12 protein-coding genes and 1 pseudogene are annotated in these 16,754 nt (G+C 65.4%); 6 read left to right on the forward strand and 7 right to left on the reverse strand.

Features of this window, described 5'->3' with window-relative positions; genetic code table 11:
• Positions 1 to 18: 18 nt before the first annotated feature.
• Positions 19 to 204 carry a hypothetical protein gene (locus C6A87_RS23395; protein ID WP_003930253.1) on the reverse strand — a complete coding sequence of 62 codons (186 nt, stop codon included), beginning with the start codon at positions 202 to 204 and terminating at the stop codon, positions 19 to 21.
• 65 nt (positions 205 to 269) lie between these two features.
• Here C6A87_RS23395 and C6A87_RS23400 point away from each other — a divergent pair.
• The 5 genes and pseudogenes from C6A87_RS23400 to C6A87_RS23420 all read left to right on the forward strand — a co-directional run bounded on the left by C6A87_RS23400 (position 270) and on the right by C6A87_RS23420 (position 8,532).
• A pseudogene (locus tag C6A87_RS23400) lies at positions 270 to 2,539 on the forward strand (helicase-associated domain-containing protein).
• A 31-nt stretch (positions 2,540 to 2,570) separates the two neighbouring features.
• Positions 2,571 to 4,220, forward strand: a complete 1,650-nt coding sequence (locus C6A87_RS23405) for a DNA repair helicase XPB (protein WP_311114420.1) — start codon at positions 2,571 to 2,573, stop codon at positions 4,218 to 4,220.
• A gap of 429 nt (positions 4,221 to 4,649) precedes the next feature.
• Entirely contained in the window at positions 4,650 to 7,202 is a 2,553-nt protein-coding gene (locus C6A87_RS23410) for a right-handed parallel beta-helix repeat-containing protein (protein ID WP_311114421.1), read from the forward strand.
• Between the two features lie 450 nt (positions 7,203 to 7,652).
• A complete protein-coding gene (locus tag C6A87_RS23415) occupies positions 7,653 to 7,910 on the forward strand; it encodes a hypothetical protein (protein WP_311114422.1) in 258 nt (85 codons plus the stop codon).
• 106 nt (positions 7,911 to 8,016) lie between these two features.
• On the forward strand, positions 8,017 to 8,532 hold the full coding sequence (locus C6A87_RS23420; RefSeq protein ID WP_311114423.1) for a lipase family protein: 516 nt from the start codon (positions 8,017 to 8,019) through the stop codon (positions 8,530 to 8,532).
• Between the two features lie 583 nt (positions 8,533 to 9,115).
• Here the strand turns inward: C6A87_RS23420 and C6A87_RS23425 are convergent.
• The gene (locus tag C6A87_RS23425) at positions 9,116 to 9,790 is read right to left on the reverse strand and encodes a hypothetical protein (RefSeq protein WP_311114424.1); all 675 of its coding nucleotides are present in this window, start codon (positions 9,788 to 9,790) and stop codon (positions 9,116 to 9,118) included.
• Positions 9,791 to 10,096: 306 nt separating this feature from the next.
• On the opposite strand from C6A87_RS23425, the gene C6A87_RS23430 reads away from it, so the two are divergent.
• Positions 10,097 to 11,041 carry a hypothetical protein gene (locus C6A87_RS23430; RefSeq protein ID WP_311114425.1) on the forward strand — a complete coding sequence of 315 codons (945 nt, stop codon included), beginning with the start codon at positions 10,097 to 10,099 and terminating at the stop codon, positions 11,039 to 11,041.
• Here the strand turns inward: C6A87_RS23430 and C6A87_RS23435 are convergent.
• From C6A87_RS23435 to C6A87_RS23455, 5 genes are all read right to left on the reverse strand, one after another.
• The gene (locus C6A87_RS23435; RefSeq protein ID WP_311114426.1) at positions 11,038 to 11,298 is read right to left on the reverse strand and encodes an acyl carrier protein; all 261 of its coding nucleotides are present in this window, start codon (positions 11,296 to 11,298) and stop codon (positions 11,038 to 11,040) included. The two genes, C6A87_RS23430 and C6A87_RS23435, sit on opposite strands and share 4 nt — an antisense overlap.
• An 80-nt stretch (positions 11,299 to 11,378) precedes the next feature.
• Positions 11,379 to 12,293: a hypothetical protein gene (locus tag C6A87_RS23440; protein WP_311114427.1), complete on the reverse strand. Its 915-nt coding sequence runs from the start codon at positions 12,291 to 12,293 to the stop codon at positions 11,379 to 11,381.
• A 43-nt stretch (positions 12,294 to 12,336) separates the two neighbouring features.
• Positions 12,337 to 13,563 carry a pyridoxal-dependent decarboxylase, exosortase A system-associated gene (locus tag C6A87_RS23445; RefSeq protein ID WP_311114428.1) on the reverse strand — a complete coding sequence of 409 codons (1,227 nt, stop codon included), beginning with the start codon at positions 13,561 to 13,563 and terminating at the stop codon, positions 12,337 to 12,339.
• Complete coding sequence (locus C6A87_RS23450; protein ID WP_311114429.1) at positions 13,560 to 15,131, reverse strand: acyl-CoA ligase (AMP-forming), exosortase A system-associated; 1,572 nt, start codon at positions 15,129 to 15,131, stop codon at positions 13,560 to 13,562. The genes C6A87_RS23445 and C6A87_RS23450 overlap by 4 nt, the downstream gene beginning before the upstream one ends.
• 3 nt (positions 15,132 to 15,134) lie before the next feature.
• The gene (locus C6A87_RS23455) at positions 15,135 to 16,691 is read right to left on the reverse strand and encodes a hypothetical protein (protein WP_311114430.1); all 1,557 of its coding nucleotides are present in this window, start codon (positions 16,689 to 16,691) and stop codon (positions 15,135 to 15,137) included.
• Between the last annotated feature and the right edge of the window lie 63 nt (positions 16,692 to 16,754).

Consider the following 16,754-nt stretch of genomic DNA (forward strand, 5'->3'; position numbering starts at 1 on the left):
AGAGGCGGTCGGTCACCGTTACCTGTTGACGACGGTGACGGCCTGGATGAAGGGCAGTTCCTCGGCCGGTAGCGGGAACGTCACGTCACCGAACGGCGACAGTGCGCCGGTGCGGTCGGTCGCGAGCTCGCTGACCGCGTGGTCGTCGGGGTCCGTCGTGGGCCAACCCGGGTCGACGTATCGGTTCTTCTTGTCATCAGCCACGGTGCCATTGTGGCAAACCACTCGTCGGCGGGCGACCTCGGGAGCCTCCTTTACGCTGGTCAGCAATGAGCGCGAAGAGTCCGGGTGTTCCGCTGGGCGCCTGGTTGGCCGAACTGGACGACGAGCGGCTGATCCGGCTGCTGCGGTTGCGGCCCGATCTGACCCAGCCGCCGCCGGGCACCGTCGCCGCGTTGGCGGCGCGCGCGGCCTCACGCCAGTCGGTGAAAGTCGCGACCGACGACCTGGATTTCCGCCACCTGGTGGTGCTCGACGCGCTGCTCAGCCTGCATGCCGACACCACGGTGGTGAGTTTCGCCGAGCTGGCGGGAGCCTTGGCCGGGCGGGGCGCAGATACCGCGGACGTGCGCGCCGCGGTCGACGATCTCGCCGCGCGCGCTCTGGTCTGGGGTGATCTTGAGGGCGGGGGTGCGCTGCGGGTGGTGGCCGAGGCGGCGTCGAGCCTGCCCTGGTACCCCGGGCAGGCCACCGCCGAGAACACGTCGCAGACCGGCGCCGAGATCACCGCGGCCCTCGAGTCGGTGGACGAGACCGCCCGGGATCTGCTGGACAAGCTGTTGGAGGGGTCGCCGATAGGGCGGACCCGCGACGCCATGCCGGGAACCCCGCCGGACCGCCCGGTCCCCCGCCTGCTGGCGGCCGGGTTGCTCCGCAGGATCGACGACGACACCGTGATACTCCCCCGCCTCGTCGGCCAGGTGCTGCGGGGCGAGCACCCGGGTCCGGTCAGCCTGGCCGATCCCGACCCGACCGTGACGTCCACCACCGCGACCGACGTGGACGCGGTGGCCGCAGGCGCTGCGCTCGACTTTCTCCGCGAGGTCGAGGTCGTTCTCGAAACACTCAGTGACACACCGGTTCCCGAGCTGCGAAGCGGCGGGCTCGGCGTACGCGAGGTCAAACGGCTGGCCAAGGTCACCGGTATCGACGAGCGGCGTCTCGGACTGATCCTGGAGGTCAGCGCCGGCGCCGGGCTGATCGCCCCGGGCGTGCCGGAGCCGGACCCGTCCGACGGCGCGGGGTCACACTGGGCGCCGACCGTGGCGTTCGACCGGTTCGTCGAGTCCCCCACCTCCGCGAAATGGCACCTCCTGGTGTCGGCGTGGCTGGAGCTGCCCAGCCGCCCGAGCCTGATCGGCACCCGGGGAGTGGACAACAAACCCTATGCGGCGCTGTCGGATTCATTGTTCTCGACCGCGGCGCCGCTGGACCGCCGACTGCTGCTCGAGCTGCTCGCCGAGCTGCCGCCGGCGCCGGGGTCGATACGGACAGCGCCTCGCAGGCGCTGGTCTGGAAGCGGACGCGCTGGGCGGCGCGGCTGCAACCCGGTCCGGTCGGCGACATGCTCACCGAGGCCCACGCCGTCGGCGCAGTCGGCCGGGGCGCGATCGCGTCCCCGCTGCGCCGCCTGCTTGCCGGTGACGGCGACGATGCGGTGGTCGCGGCGATGGCCAAGGTGCTGCCCGCGCCGATCGATCATTTCCTGTTGCAGGCCGATCTGACGGTCGTCGTGCCCGGCCCGCTGGAACGCGGGCTCGCCGAGCAATTGGCGGCGGTGGCCAACGTCGAGTCGGCGGGCGCGGCCATGGTGTACCGGATCGACGAGGCGTCGGTGCGCCGCGCCCTCGACAGCGGCAAGACCGCAGGCGAGATCCACGCGTTGTTCGACCGTCATTCGAGAACGCCTGTGCCGCAGGCGCTGACCTACCTGATCGACGATGTTGCGAGGCGCCACGGCCAGCTTCGGGTCGGGATGGCATCAGCGTTCGTGCGGTGCGAGGACGCCGCGCTGCTCGCCCAGGCCGTCGCGGCGCCCGCAACCGAGTCGGTGGAGCTACGCCTGCTGGCGCCGACCGTGGCGGTGTCCCAGGCGCCGATCGCGGACGTGCTCACCGCGCTGCGCACCGCCGGCTTCGCCCCGGCGGCCGAGGATGCGAGCGGCGCGATCGTCGATCTGCGCAGCCGGGGCACCCGCGTGCCGTCCCCGGGCCGACGGCGCGGATACCGGCACAACCCGGTGCCCACAGATCAGACCCTGGCCGCGATCGTGGCCGTCCTGCGTAAGGTCGCGTCGACGCCGTCGACCGGCTTGCGGCTGGATCCCGCGGTGGCGATCTCGGAGCTGCAGCAGGCGGCGCACCTCCAGGAGTCGGTGGTCATCGGCTACGTCGATCCGGCGGGTGTGGCCACGCAGCGGGTGGTGGCCCCGATCAACGTGCGGGGCGGCCAGTTGACCGCCTACGACCCGGCGTCTGGCCGGGTGCGCGAGTTCGCCATCCACCGGGTCACATCGGTGGTGTCGGCGGAATCCGGATAATGGGTGGGATGACTTACCACCGAGGTGCCGCGTGACTGACGGCCCGCTGATCGTGCAGTCCGACAAGACGGTGCTGCTCGAAGTCGACCACGAGCTCGCCGGGGAGGCCCGCGCGGCGATCGCGCCGTTCGCCGAGCTCGAGCGTGCGCCTGAGCACATCCACACCTATCGCATCACCCCGCTGGCGCTCTGGAATGCCCGCGCCGCAGGTCACGACGCCGAACAGGTGGTGGATGCGCTGGTCACGTACTCCCGCTACGCGGTGCCGCAGCCCCTGCTCGTCGACATCGTCGACACGATGGGCCGTTACGGACGGCTGCAGCTGGTCAAGCACCCGGCGCACGGCCTGACCCTGGTCAGTTTCGATCGCGCCGTGCTCGAAGAGGTGCTGCGGAACAAGAAGATCGCGCCCATGCTCGGCGCCCGCCTCGACGACGACACCGTCGTCGTGCACAACAGCGAGCGCGGCCGGGTCAAGCAGATGCTGCTCAAGATCGGCTGGCCGGCGGAGGACCTCGCCGGCTACGTCGACGGGGAAGCCCACCCGATCGAGCTCGCGCAGGACGGCTGGCAGCTGCGCGACTATCAGCAGATGGCCGCCGACTCGTTCTGGGACGGTGGATCCGGTGTGGTGGTGCTGCCCTGCGGTGCCGGAAAGACGCTGGTGGGCGCCGCCGCCATGGCCAAGGCGGGGGCCACCACGTTGATCCTGGTGACGAACACCGTCGCCGGCCGGCAGTGGAAACGCGAGCTCATCGCGCGGACCTCGCTGACCGAGGAGGAGATCGGCGAGTACTCCGGCGAGCGCAAGGAGATCCGGCCGGTTACCATCGCGACCTACCAGGTGATCACCCGCCGCACCAAGGGCGAGTACAAGCACCTGGAGTTGTTCGACAGCCGGGACTGGGGCCTGATCGTCTATGACGAGGTGCACCTGCTGCCCGCGCCGGTGTTCCGGATGACGGCCGACCTGCAGTCACGCAGGCGCCTCGGCCTGACCGCCACCCTGATCCGTGAGGACGGGCGCGAGGGCGACGTGTTCTCGCTGATCGGCCCGAAGCGCTACGACGCGCCGTGGAAGGACATCGAGGCGCAGGGCTGGATCGCCCCCGCCGAGTGCATCGAGGTCCGCGTCACGATGACCGACAACGAACGCATGCTCTACGCCACCTCCGAACCCGAGGAGCGGTACAAGTTGTGTGCGACGGCACACACCAAGATCGCCGTGGTGAAGTCGATCCTGGAGCGACATCCCGACGAGCCGACGTTGGTGATCGGCGCCTACCTCGATCAACTCGACGAGTTGGGTGCCGAGTTGGACGCCCCGGTGATCCAGGGGTCGACGAAGAACGCCGAGCGTGAGGCTCTGTTCGACGGTTTCCGGCGCGGTGAGATCCGCACCCTGGTGGTGTCCAAGGTGGCGAACTTCTCCATTGATCTGCCCGAGGCCAGCGTGGCCGTGCAGGTGTCCGGGACGTTCGGGTCGCGGCAGGAAGAGGCGCAGCGGCTGGGGAGGTTGCTGCGACCGAAGGCAGACGGCGGCGGCGCGGTTTTCTACTCGGTGGTCTCCCGGGACAGCCTGGACGCCGAGTACGCCGCACACCGGCAGCGCTTCCTCGCCGAACAGGGGTATGCCTACATCATCAAGGACGCCGACGACCTGCTCGGGCCCGCGATCTGACCGTCCGGCCCGTCCGCGCGCGGTCGAACCCTGATGTAAACCTGGGCACGAGCGAAGTGCAAATCGAATTCAGGACCTTGCTGGGCGATAACCTGAAGTCAGTAATGATCGCCAGAAAATATTTGCTAGCCAACGATCAAGCATCTCTACATCAGTAGAGCCGAGGGACTATCGGCATCGGCGCACAATCGGGCACCGACGGCTCAACACATATGCCAATCGAGTACATCGGCACTGCCAGACCATAATTCCGTCACGTCTTGCTGAGACCCTGGAGAGTGGCTGACCAAACAGCCGCCACCGCGTCCCCACCTCGCCATTAGCGCTCAGTGGAAATTCTGGCAATGACATTCGGGTTTGCTCTAATTGCGTTTATGTGCGCGGAGTTCGAAATTGCTGCACAAATTCTTCTCATGGCAGAGCATGTGGATGCCGGGGCTGCAGCCAGGGGAGATTTCTACATCACGGGGGTCGCACATGGACCGCGTCGTTCGCGATACGAACAACACGGGGAACATTCCGTCACCGCCAGTCGCTCAGCAGCCCCACCGGCGCAATCACCGCAAACACCGACGGGTCGAGCCCTATGCGTGGCTGGCCGCGGGCGCGGTGAGCGTCGGTATCGCCGCCGCGATCTCCGGCTCCGGAATCGCCTACGCCGACGAGACGGCCGGATCCGTCGGGCCGGCCAGCAGCCCGTCGTCGCAGAGCGGTGCGACATCCGGTGGAGCCGCCGACGCCACGGCTGACCAGGATCCTGAGCCGCAGGATGACAGCGACTCCGAAGAAGAGGCCACCGACCTCGACGACACCGACGGCGGGCACACCGAACAGGACACGCCCGAGGTTCCGGCCGAGGACACCGTCGACGACGATTCCGACGCCCCGATCGACCCGGATGCCGATGACGAAGCAGCCGACTCGGACAACGACGGACCCGCACCGACCCGGCCGGACGCCGCGGAGGTCGAGGAACGCGACACCACACGACCGAAGAGTGACGCCGACGAGGACCTGGTCTCCGAGGGTTCGGCTTCCGAGGACACGGTCTCCGGGACCGACTCCGAGCCGGTCGTCGACGCCGATCCGGAACCGGTCACCCCGCGCGAGGAGGACGCGGCCGCGAGCGAGCCGGCGGCTGCTCCGGCGGTGACGGTGGCGCCGGCCGCCGCCCAGGCCGGCCGCTCGACGGTGTCCCAGGCGTCGCGAACGGTCACGACCCTGCAGACAGCGGCCGTGTCGGCGGCGGAGACACCGGCAGCGCCGAAGACTCTGGCGGAACTTCTCCGAGCACTCTTCCTGAACTTCCAGCGCACGTACTTCAACAAGACGCCGACGGCGAAACCTGTTCAGAAGCCAGGCCAGTCCAGCCAGGGTGTGGTCACCGGCACTGTCGGCGCGAAGGATCCCGACGGGGATCCCCTCGAGGTGGAGCTGTCGACCGGACCCAAGCGCGGCAGCGTGCAGGTAGACGCTGCCGGCAACTACACCTACACCCCCTCGGAGTCGTTGGCGGCCAGCGGAGGGACCGACACGTTCACAGTGGTGGTTCGCGAAACCAACGCCGACTCCCACACCCACGGTTTCCAGGGCATGTGGAACAAGATGGTTCGCGCGTTGACCGGCGCGACGGTGGGCATGCCCGACGGCACCGTCCTGCAGACGGTGACCGTGACCATCGCGAAGGTGGGCACGGGCACGCCGGGCGGTGGCCCGGGAGAACAGCCCTCCCAGAGTCCGGGCGGCTACGACGCAGGGCTGAAGGATCCGTTCCAGCACCCCGACGAGGCGACCGGAAAGACACACAACGTCCGCGATTACGGTGCCACGTCGGACAAGCGGGGCGACAACGACGCCGCCGCGATCCAGCGGGCCATCGACGCCGCCGAAGCCGGTGACGTCGTGTACATCCCCGACGGCGTGTATCACGTGAAGTCGAGGATCACGCTCAAGACCGGGGTTTCGCTGATCGGTCAGTCGCAGGAATCGACCGTACTGGCCAGCGCCTTCTCCGGACTCTCCTATCTGTTCACGAACCCGTACGCGGTGATCTATGCAGGCGCCGGCACGACCAACCTGACGGTTTCGAGCTTCACCATCACGAAGGCCTCGGGCAAGATCTACAACGCCGCGGTCAGTCTCGGCTCGGAGAACGGCGGTCAGGTCTCGCGAATCGCGGTCAAGGACCTGTTCATCGAGAAGCACCGCCGCTTCGGCATCCAGCTGCAGAACGCCGACAACGTCCTGGTCGACGGGAACGTGATCAGGAATGCCTCCGCACTCGACGGCGGCGGGTCGGGGTACGGCGTGATCATCGATCAGGCGGGCTCGCACAACAATTGGGTCAGGAACAACACCATCGGCCCGGTCATCCGTCACGGCATCCTCATCCAGGAGTATGCGCACCACAACCTGATCGAGCACAACACCATCACCGGCGCGGTGTCCGGCGCGATCGACCTGCACGGCGAGGACGAGTACAGCAATGAGATCCGGTACAACACCGTCTCCGACTGTGTCCGCAACGGAACCTCGGTGAGCCCCAACGGGGCCGGTATCGAGATCGGTGAGTACAGCGGAGTCATCGGGACCGACAAGTTCCACGACAATTCCGGACCCAACAACTGGATTCACCACAACATCGTCTACAACTGCACCTGCGGCCTGCGGATCGTCAACAACAGCAACAACACCTGGATCGAAGACAACATCTTCTACGACAATCTGGAAGCCGGCATCAAGGCCGACCTGGCCCCGCTCGAAGACCTCTACATCCGACGCAACACGATCTACGGCAACGGCAACGGCATCCTGCTCAACGATGTCCGCGGCGCCGTGCTCGAAGACAACAAGGTGACGGACAACCGCAAGTACGGCATCTGGACCAACAGTGGTGTCACCGAATTCCTCATCTCCGGCAACACCGTCACCGGCAACGGGACGAACCTCGTCATCGGTAGCGAAGACGGGACGGTGACCTAGTCGCAGCGATGACAATGTCGGGCCCTGCCTGACCGGACCGTGTGGTCACGGTTGCTACAGACTCGATCGAAGTCAAGCCTCCGAGACCGGCCCAGCGACGGTGGCGGTAGGAGCATTCGATCCAGATTTACCGTTGAGCGCGCGGAGAAACGTTTCAGCTGCGAACCGACTCGCCGGGTCGGTCACGTCGCCGATCAATTCGCTAGGCTGCAGACAGATATCAGACTTCGCCACCAGCCCGCCTCGGCCGGGCACAACGGGAAAGGGCTGACTGCGATAGCTACTCGTGCGGTTGACTATCGCGGCGCCGGTGGCACACTCCGCGGTAGCGAATAGATGCGTCATCGTCAGAGCAGCAGAAGTACTGCGCCACGCGCGGCGCTGGCAGCTTTCGCCAGATCGAGCTGGCGTCTGGTCTTTCCACTTCTCTTGATTCTTTCGATGTTCGGCTTGACCACCGCTGACCCGCCGTTTCCGTCCGCACCGATCGCTACCCCGATCGTGGTGCCGTTGCCTGATGTCCCCGCAGATGTCTGGCAGAGCCGTGGCCTGATCGTCCGCAAGGAATCCTACGACCCGCCGCTTGCTGACCCTGAGTCGGTACTTGGTGGCGCGTGGCGTGCCGTCTATAGGTCGGTCTCCGGCGTGGACGGCGGAGAACGCGAGGTTACCGGGGCATTCTTCCTCCCCGCGGAACCCGCCGGCTGATGGCTGGCCGGTTGTTTCGCTTGCACACGGAACGACCGGCATCGGCACCGACTGCGGTCCCTCCTACCAGCCGGATCTTCAGGGATACTCGCCGATCGTCGAGTCATTGCTCGACAGGAAGTACGCCGTCGCGCTCAGTGATTACGAAGGACTCGGCCCCTTTGGTACACATCTGTACCTCGAACAACGGACTGCGGCATTCAACACGATCGATGCCGTCCGTGCCCTACGCGAGATCTCGCCCACTGTGTCCACACGCTGGGCAGCGATCGGTTATTCACAGGGCGGACAGGCGGTGTGGGCCGCCAACGAGTTGAACCCGTACTACGGCGGTGGTCTCGACCTGGTGGGGAGCGTCGCGCTCGCTCCAGCGGCGAATGTGACGGCCACGGCGGACCTCATCTGGTCGCGTTCGGTCACGGAAGAACAGCTAGCGCTGTACCCGCTGTTCATCGTCGGCTTGGGCCGGTACAACCCAGATCTCGACCAGAAGGCCTTTCTGCATGGTGCAGCCGAGGCCCAGCGGAAACGCCTGAGCCACTGTGCGCAACGGCGTGAGCCGCAGCAACCCCAAGAAGCATCCCAGCGCCGGTCCCGTGGAAAACCGTCGTCGATCAGCTGAGCGGGACGAACGAGACCACGCCGAACTCCCCCCACGACATCGCCGACCTGCGGAATGCGATGCGCAAAATCGCGCTACCCCAACGCCCCTTGGACCGGCCGATGCTCGTCGTCTCCGGTGCCGTGGACACCCTCGTCTTTCCGCAATGGGTGCGCACCGCGGTAGCCGGCAGCTGCTCACTAGGCGGACACGTCGAGTACCGACAGATTCCGGGCGCCGATCACGCCAATGTTCTGTGGAAAGCCTCCTCGATAGTGGCGAGGTGGGTGGCCGCTCGATTCGACGGGGTCCCTGCGCCATCGAACTGTCCAACCCGGCATTGAGGCTGAGCACGTCCGCCGGCCAAGGGTAAGAACGCGATCACCCGCCTGCAACGGCTGTTCCGGTTATCCGGCCAACGCTCCGGCGAGCGCGGACATTTGGCTTGGGTTGACCGGTGTTGGAACAGCAGGCCTAGCCGGTCAGAATAAGTTGTTTGCCGAAGTATGTTGCGGCGGTGCGCAGATAGTCGCCTTTGGCGTGGGCTCCGCTACGTGGATCACACCCGCGCTAATGCGCAACTACCCGCTCAGCCGCACAACTGTTAGGCGAAGCTCCCCTCCAGGGGTTCGAAGGTGACGCGCTGACGAAACAGGCGCCAGCGCTCCACGCGTCTGAATTGTCGTGTCCATCCGGCTCTTTCAGCCACCTTGAACGTGCCGAGATTCTTCTCGCCCGCGACGCCGATTGCAGATCGCATGCCGAGTTTTCGAGCCTCGTCCAATATCTTGGTGCCGGCATCCATGAACACCCCCAGCCCTCGATGACGCTCCGACGTGAAAATGCCCTCGACCAACGCTTCACCCGGCTTGAGCACCGGAGCCAGTGGGCCCCACAGCGCTTGCATGCGCGGGTTGTCTTCGGCCGTGAACAGATACGCGATAAAACACACAGCTCCGTCGGGATCGACGGCGACCCAAGGCGCAGGAAGGTCGGAGTTCAACAGCCAACGCTGGTCCGCGCGATGTCGGGCAACCTCTGGGGGCAGGCCCGGGACGTCGGCGACCAGCGAAAGGTCATCGTCGGGTTGAAGCTTTCGCACGACCAGGGGAATCTTCGCCGACGGCGCAGGAAAAGGGACACTCAGGTCATCGCGAATTCCGATCGACACCGTAGTCGAGTGGAAACGCTTGCGCGCGGTCCGCCATAGCCACCGGCGTCCCCGCCCGGTGCGCAGGAGCTCGATGAGGAGTCCGATGTTGTCCCGGAGTCGCTTCATGCGGTTTCGCCACCGCGTCCGGGGCCTGCTTGAACATCGCCGGCTCGACAACCGAAGTTCGCCCAAACCATCGGAATCGGATCACTCGCCACGTCTTTCCCCCTCAACGACCGTGTGCCCAGATGTCAACCACGCCCCCCGTTGCGAGACGCTATCACGCGCCATGATGTGGTGTTTTCGTCTCAGCGAACTTCGTTCGGTGAAACGACGACCGATATGCAACGGCCCATCCTCAACGGTTGATCTGACCACCGGTGACGCACTCAGCCTCCGTTGCTGTGCTCTCCGCTGCGGTACCGTATCGACATGCCAGAGGTCCGCCCCGTGGAGGTCCTGCCGATTGCCGAAGCCGACATACCTGAGGTGGCTGAATTCCTGCACAGCGAGATCGGGCCGGAAGTGTCAGCGGCCGACTGGCGTCGCGCCATGACCGCGACATGGGATTTCGTCCAACCCAACTACGGTTACCTCCTGCGCGATAACGGGCGCCTCGTCGGCGCGCATCTGGCGTTGTATTCAAAACGAACGATCGATGGCCGAGAGCACCGCATCTGTAACCTCGGGACCTGGTGCGTCGCAGAAGAACACCGCGCTGCCGGATTGCGATTGCTGCGGAAACTGCTTCGCCAGAAGGGATACACCTTCACCGACCTGACGCCGAACCGCAAGATCGTGGCACTGAACGCCCGCCTCGGGTTCGCAAAACTCGACACGACGCGATCGCTGGCCCCCAACATTCCGTGGCCGTTGTGGTCGAGTGGGGTACGAGTTGTCCGTACCCCGAAGGGGATCGAGGACTTGCTCCACGGGCAAGACCGGACGATATATCTCGACCACTCCCGGGCTGCCGCTGCTCACCATGTGGTGCTCACCAAGGGTGAGCGCAGCTGTTACGTGATGTTCCGGCTGGACTATGGCCGGATCAAGCGTCGACCGACGTTCGCGTCGATCCTCTATGTCGGCGATCCCGACGTGTTTCGGGACTGTGCGCCGCACTTCTACCGTTACCTTCTGCTGCGGCACGGGATACCCGCTACCTTGGGCGAGATCAGGGTGGTGGGGCACCGACTGCCGAGGTCGGTTCCGGTGGCAGGTCCGGCGAAGATGTACCTGTCCGATGACCTTGAGGCGGCCCAGATCGACGATCTCTACAGCGAGCTGACCTGTTTCGAGTTCCAGGGCCGCTTTCCCCATCACGACGCACCGAAACCCGGCCTGTCGCACGTCTCGGAGAACGCGCTCGGCAGTTAGTTCGTACTCTGCTCGACGAATTCGGCGAGAGAGCCGATCGTCTCGAAGACGTCTCCAGTGAAGTCCTCGTCGTCGATCTCGAAGTCGAACTCTTTCTCCAGATTGACGGAGAGGGCGACAACGGCCATCGAATCGAGTTCCGGCATGCTGCCGAACAGTTCAGTGGACGCATCAAGGGTGTCGGCGCGATCCTGGATCGCGAGGGTCTTCACGAGTACCACCTTCACGCGTTCCAGCGTGTCCGTGCTGTAGGTCATCGAACTGCTTCCTCCCTAATGCGTTACAAAGCCTATAACCAGTGTGCGACCCGCGGTGCGGCCCCGGGGCGCGCGGTCGCTCAGTGGACATCTCGGTTCGGTGCTTTGCAGACGAATTCGTCATTGAAACTGGCGCTCAAAATTTTCACCGCCTGCTCGCTCTCGGCCTTACCGAGGTGATTGGGCGGGCCACACGGAGTGTTGTTCACATCGACGATGTAGATCTGCCCGTCGTCGACGTCCCTGAGGACGTCGAGCTCACCGAAATCCAGCCCGAGTTTCTTCGCGAATTGCCGTATCAGGACCAATTCGTGATCCGAGAACGCCGAATCGGGGGATCCGACCTTGGCGCGGGCGTTCCGGTTGCTGAACCGATATCTCGCGTCGCGGTACTTCCAATAGACAAGCGGTATCGAGCTGCCGACGATCGGAACCCTGATGTCGACAACCTCATCTCCGGTCGTGTTGTTTATCAGTCTCTGGAACACGACATCGTTTCTCGTAGTGATCGTCGGACATTCGATGAGAGTCCCGTCATGCATCGCGTTGTCGTCGGACTTCATGACACATGCCCCCTCGTATGTGCGGGGATCGACGAAAGTGCCGTAGCCAAAGACGTCTCGAAAGACCTTCTCCACGTGGGTCTTGCTGATGTCGTTGCAGTGTTGATTCACCACGAAGTGGTCGTCGGAGAGTTCGGCGAGGAGTGGGTTGTGCCGACGTTTGGTCACATCCTCGAAGGACACCACCACATCCGGGCGAATCGTGGCCGAGGACGTGATCGTAAGGCCCAGTGAGTTGCAGATCTTGTAGAGGATCTGAGAGTAATCGGGGCGGTCCGGATGGAACAGAACGGTGGCGGCACGATGATTCTGGTCGAACCTCTTCCGAAGGTATTTCGTGCGGTATTTGATTCTCACTGTCGTTCCGATGATCCTGTCGTGATAGATCTTTCCCGCGTACTTGTAGGCAGGGTGCTCCTGGAGTTCTTTCACGGTGAACCCCCTGTCAGAAATGAAATCTCTCAGTCTCATCGCGCTACACCAGTACTTCGGCGGGTGCGGGATGGCCCAGGAATGCAGTGGGGCTTGCGGTCAGACCGTAGGCGCCCGCCTGGAACAGCACGATCGAGTCGCCGATCTCGGCGTCCGGCAGCCGGACGCCGTCGCCCAGCAGATCCAGCGGGGTGCACAGGCAACCGACCACGGTCACCTCCGAGTCCGGCGCCTCGGTGAGGCGGTTACCGACCGCGATCGGGTAGTTCCGCCGGATCACCTGCCCGAAGTTTCCGGATGCGGCCAGCTGATGGTGCATACCGCCGTCGACGACGAGGTATGTACGGCCACGAGATATCTTGCGGTCGACGATCCGGGTGACGTAGACACCGCACTCCCCGACGATGTAGCGGCCGAGCTCGATCACCACCTTCGTATCCGGCAGCTGCGGCTGGATACGATCCTGTACGAGCTCGGTCAGATTGTTCCCGATCGCGCCGAGGTCGAGCGGAGAGTCCTTGTCGAAGTAGGGGATACCGAAACCGCCGCCGAGATTCACATACCGGACCGGGGCGGGCGACTTGTCGGCCAGTCCGAGAACAAGCTCCACCGTCTTCTGCTGTGCCTCACAGAGAATCTCGGCATTGAGGTTCTGCGAACCTGCGAACACATGGAACCCGAGGAACTCCAGATCGGCGGTGTCGACCAGGCTGAGCAGTTCGGGCACCTGTTCGGCGTCGACACCGAACTGCTGTGGCCCCCCGCCCATTCGCATCCCGGAGCCCTTCACCTGGAAGTCGGGATTCACCCGGACCGCGACGCGCGGTCGCACCCCCAACATCTCTCCGGCCTCGATGACACGTCGGGCTTCCGTCGAGGATTCCATCTCGATGGTCACACCCGCCGCGACGGCCTGTGCGATCTCCGCGACGGTCTTGCCCGGTCCGGCGAAGCTGATCCGGTCCGCGGACAGCGGAGTGTCCAGGGCGGTTCGCATCTCGAGCGTCGAGGCCACATCCAGGGCATCGACCAGGCCGGCGAGGTGTTGCACGACCGCCGGCATTGGGTTTGCCTTGACCGCGTAGCTCAGATGTATCGCCGACGGCAGCGCGGCGCGCAATGCCGCGACACGATCACTCAGCAAGCGCCTGTCGTAGGCGAAATAGGGCGTCGACCCGACGCGGGCGGTAAGTCGGTCGAGTGGCATTCCACCGACCGCGAGTTGCCCTTCGGCGGTGCCGAAGGCAGCGATCATCGGGCGCAGGTTCATGTGGCAAGCTCCTCGCGCAGTGCTGTCCGGTCGAATTTCCCGTTGGGTGAACGGGGGATCTCCGCACGAATCACGACGGAGCCGGGCACCATGTAGAGCGGCAGCCCGGAGCGCATCGCATCGAGCAGGGCATCGATGGCAAAGTCCTCGGCGGTCGGTGCCACCACCAGCAGCACCCGTTCCCCTAGCGCGGCGTCCTCGACACCGAGCGCCACCGCGTCGCGGACCATGCCGGTGGCATAAGCGGCTTCTTCTATCTCGGTCGGGCTGACGCGGTACCCGGACGTCTTGATCATGTCGTCGCGGCGGCCGACGAAGTACAGGTATCCGTCGGCGTCGGCGACCACCGCGTCGCCCGAAAAGACCGCGAGCTCCGGTGTGCGCCAGGGCTCGTCGCGCCCCGGAACCGGACGAAACCGTTCCGCGGTTCGTGCCGGGTCGTTCCAGTAGCCCAGCGCCACATGTGGACCTCGATGGACGAGTTCGCCCTCTTCGCCCGGATCACATGTCGACCCATCGGGCCGGACCACGAGGATCTCGGCACCCGGGATGGCCTTGCCGATTGAGCCGGGCCGTTGATCGATCTGGGCGGGATCGAGGTAGGTAGATCGGAATGCCTCGGTGAGCCCGTACATGAGATACGGCTTCGCCGTGGGGAACACCTCACGTAGTCGGTCCAGGACCGGCTTGGGCATCCGGCCGCCGGTGTTCGCGAAGTACCGTAGCGAGGCCCGCGCGTTATCGGGCCAGTTCTGCTCTGCGATCTGGATCCACAGTGGTGGCACGCAGGTGAGGCCGGTCACCCGGTGCCGAGCGCAGAGCCGGGGAATGTCGCCGGGCAGAAGGTAGTTCGTCAGGATGACGTGGGCGCCGACCGAGAAAGATGTCGTCAGCTGGCTGAATCCCGCGTCGAAACTCAGCGGCAGCGCGGCCAGTAGGATGTCGTCCGCCGAGTTCTCCAGATACGTCGACACGCTCTCCGCGCCGGCGATCAGATTGCGGTGGCTGAGCACTACGCCTTTGGGCTTGCCCGTACTCCCGGAGGTGTACAGGATGGCCGCGATGTCGAGGTCGATGGCCGCGACCGGGTCAGGGCTGCCACCGTGTGCAGCGACCAGCTGATCCCAGCTCAGGGTCGGCAGTCGCCCGCCGGGGCCAGGCCCCCCGGCTCGGGCACCCACGAGCACGATGTTCTCGAGTGCCGGACAAATCGCCAGTTCGTCGGCCAACAGCGTCAGCCGATCGGGAGTGGTGACGAGGACGCTGACGTCGCAATCGCGCAGGATGTGGCCGACCTGCGGGGACCTCAGCAACGGGTTGATCGGCACAAACACGCCGCCCGCCGACGATGCACCGAAGATGGCCGTCACCGTCTCGATCCTCTTGTCGAGGTAGACCGCGACTCGCTGTCCGCGCCCGACGCCGAGCTCGGTGAACCCAGCCGCCACGTCCTGCACCTGCGACCACAGCTCACCGTAGGTGAGCGTTGCCTTCTTGAACGTCAGCGCGGCGAGCTCGGGACAGGACAGCGCGCGATCCTGAACGAGGTGATGGAGGTTTGTCCGCACAGTTCACCCCGCTGCCGCAGGAGGCGCCGACAGCGTCTCCCGCCACGTCTCGACCGCGCCTTGGTAGCGCGGATTGATGCACTCGATCGCCCAGAGTGTCGGTAGCGGGCCGAGGTGCGTGTGGCTGTGGATCTCCAGCGGTCTGGTCGCCAGTGCCGGCGCGAGGCGCAACAGGTTCAGTTTGCGCAACACGCGGTAGGTGAAGGATCGCGACGATTCGGCTGCCGCGTCGAGGAGGTAGCTCAGGCGGGTACGCAGCGGCAGCCGCTGCGCCCGGGCGTAATCGCGAACGGCGTCCCGCGTCCGTGCCGTCCACGCGGCGTCCCCCGGCACGTGCAGGAGCGCGGTCGTCGCACGCTTCTTGTGCCCGAAGTCGTCGCGTGGCACACCGGCGTCCTCGGCGATGCGACGGGGAACGGGGCGGTCGTAGTCGGTTCCGGTCGACCAGGCCTTCATCGTGTCGCTCCGGGCAATCTCAAGGAGCTTCGGATGCCGGCGCGCGCCGATGAACGGAGCCGGCACATGAACGAAATCGGTTCGCAGCCGGAACTCGTTCATCGAAGCGCCGCTCATATCCCCCCGGCGCAGCAACTCGTCGGGATAGGTGTGCAGGTCCCAGACCCGGCCTCCGTAATGGCCACTGAAGAAGACGGTCCGGCCTACCACGTTCTCCAATCCCGCCATGTTCAGATCTTCACCACTCATACCGGTCGCGAGGAACTCGGCTTCGGGGAATCCACCGGCGTCGCGGTACGCCATTCGGTCGAACTCCTCGAGTTCATAGCCCAGAGCCGCCGCTATCGGCTTTCCGGAGTCGTCCTCCTGATGGCCACCCCGGGTGCGGGCGTGGGTGAAGGTGAACGCCTTGTCGCAACCGACCCGGCGGGCCAGGGCTGCCACCGCCGGGGAGTCGTAACCGGAGGAGATGGACGCCAGCGGCGAGTACGTCACCGAACGGCACGGCGCCACCGCGTTGTCCACCGTTCGCTCCAGGACGTCGGCGAGCAGTGCGACGTACTCGTCGTACGTCTCGTATGGCCGCCCTGAGGATTTGTCCAGGAAGGAGATCCGGCCGTCGTGGTGAAAGCGCACGTTGTGCACATAGACGAGGTGTGCTTCAGCCCCGCCCGGTCCGGGATCCCCGGTGAAGCGGACGGGGATGATCGTGTCGAACTCGCGGATGCCGTCATAGATGATCCCGGCGAAGTCGGTCGCGTAACCGGGATGGTGCGGATCGAGTTCTGCGCGGGCGGCCGCCAGGAGGAACACCAAGGAATTCGAGACCAGGATCTCGGCCCCGCGCCTGATGTACTGGATCCGCTCCAGGGTGTGACTCGGGGGCACGACGATCAGATCATCTCCGGCGATCCGGCCGCCCGAGCCGAAAACGTCGACCGCATCGGCGAACCCGAAGGAGCGCGCGTCGCCAGCCCACGCTCCTTCGAAGAAACCGTCGTCACGGACCTCGACGCTGGTGCCACACAGGAGTTCGGCATCGCCGCGACCCAGCCTCACACACCACGCCAACGGTGGGAGACCGGGTTCACAGCTGACGCTCATTCGCATAGCGGATCCTTACGTGACGGGTGGAGCGGACCTGAGGTGCCCTGCAGCCAGGTGTCG

The sequence above is a fragment of the Mycobacterium sp. ITM-2016-00317 genome, assembly GCF_002968295.1.
Classification (GTDB): domain Bacteria; phylum Actinomycetota; class Actinomycetes; order Mycobacteriales; family Mycobacteriaceae; genus Mycobacterium.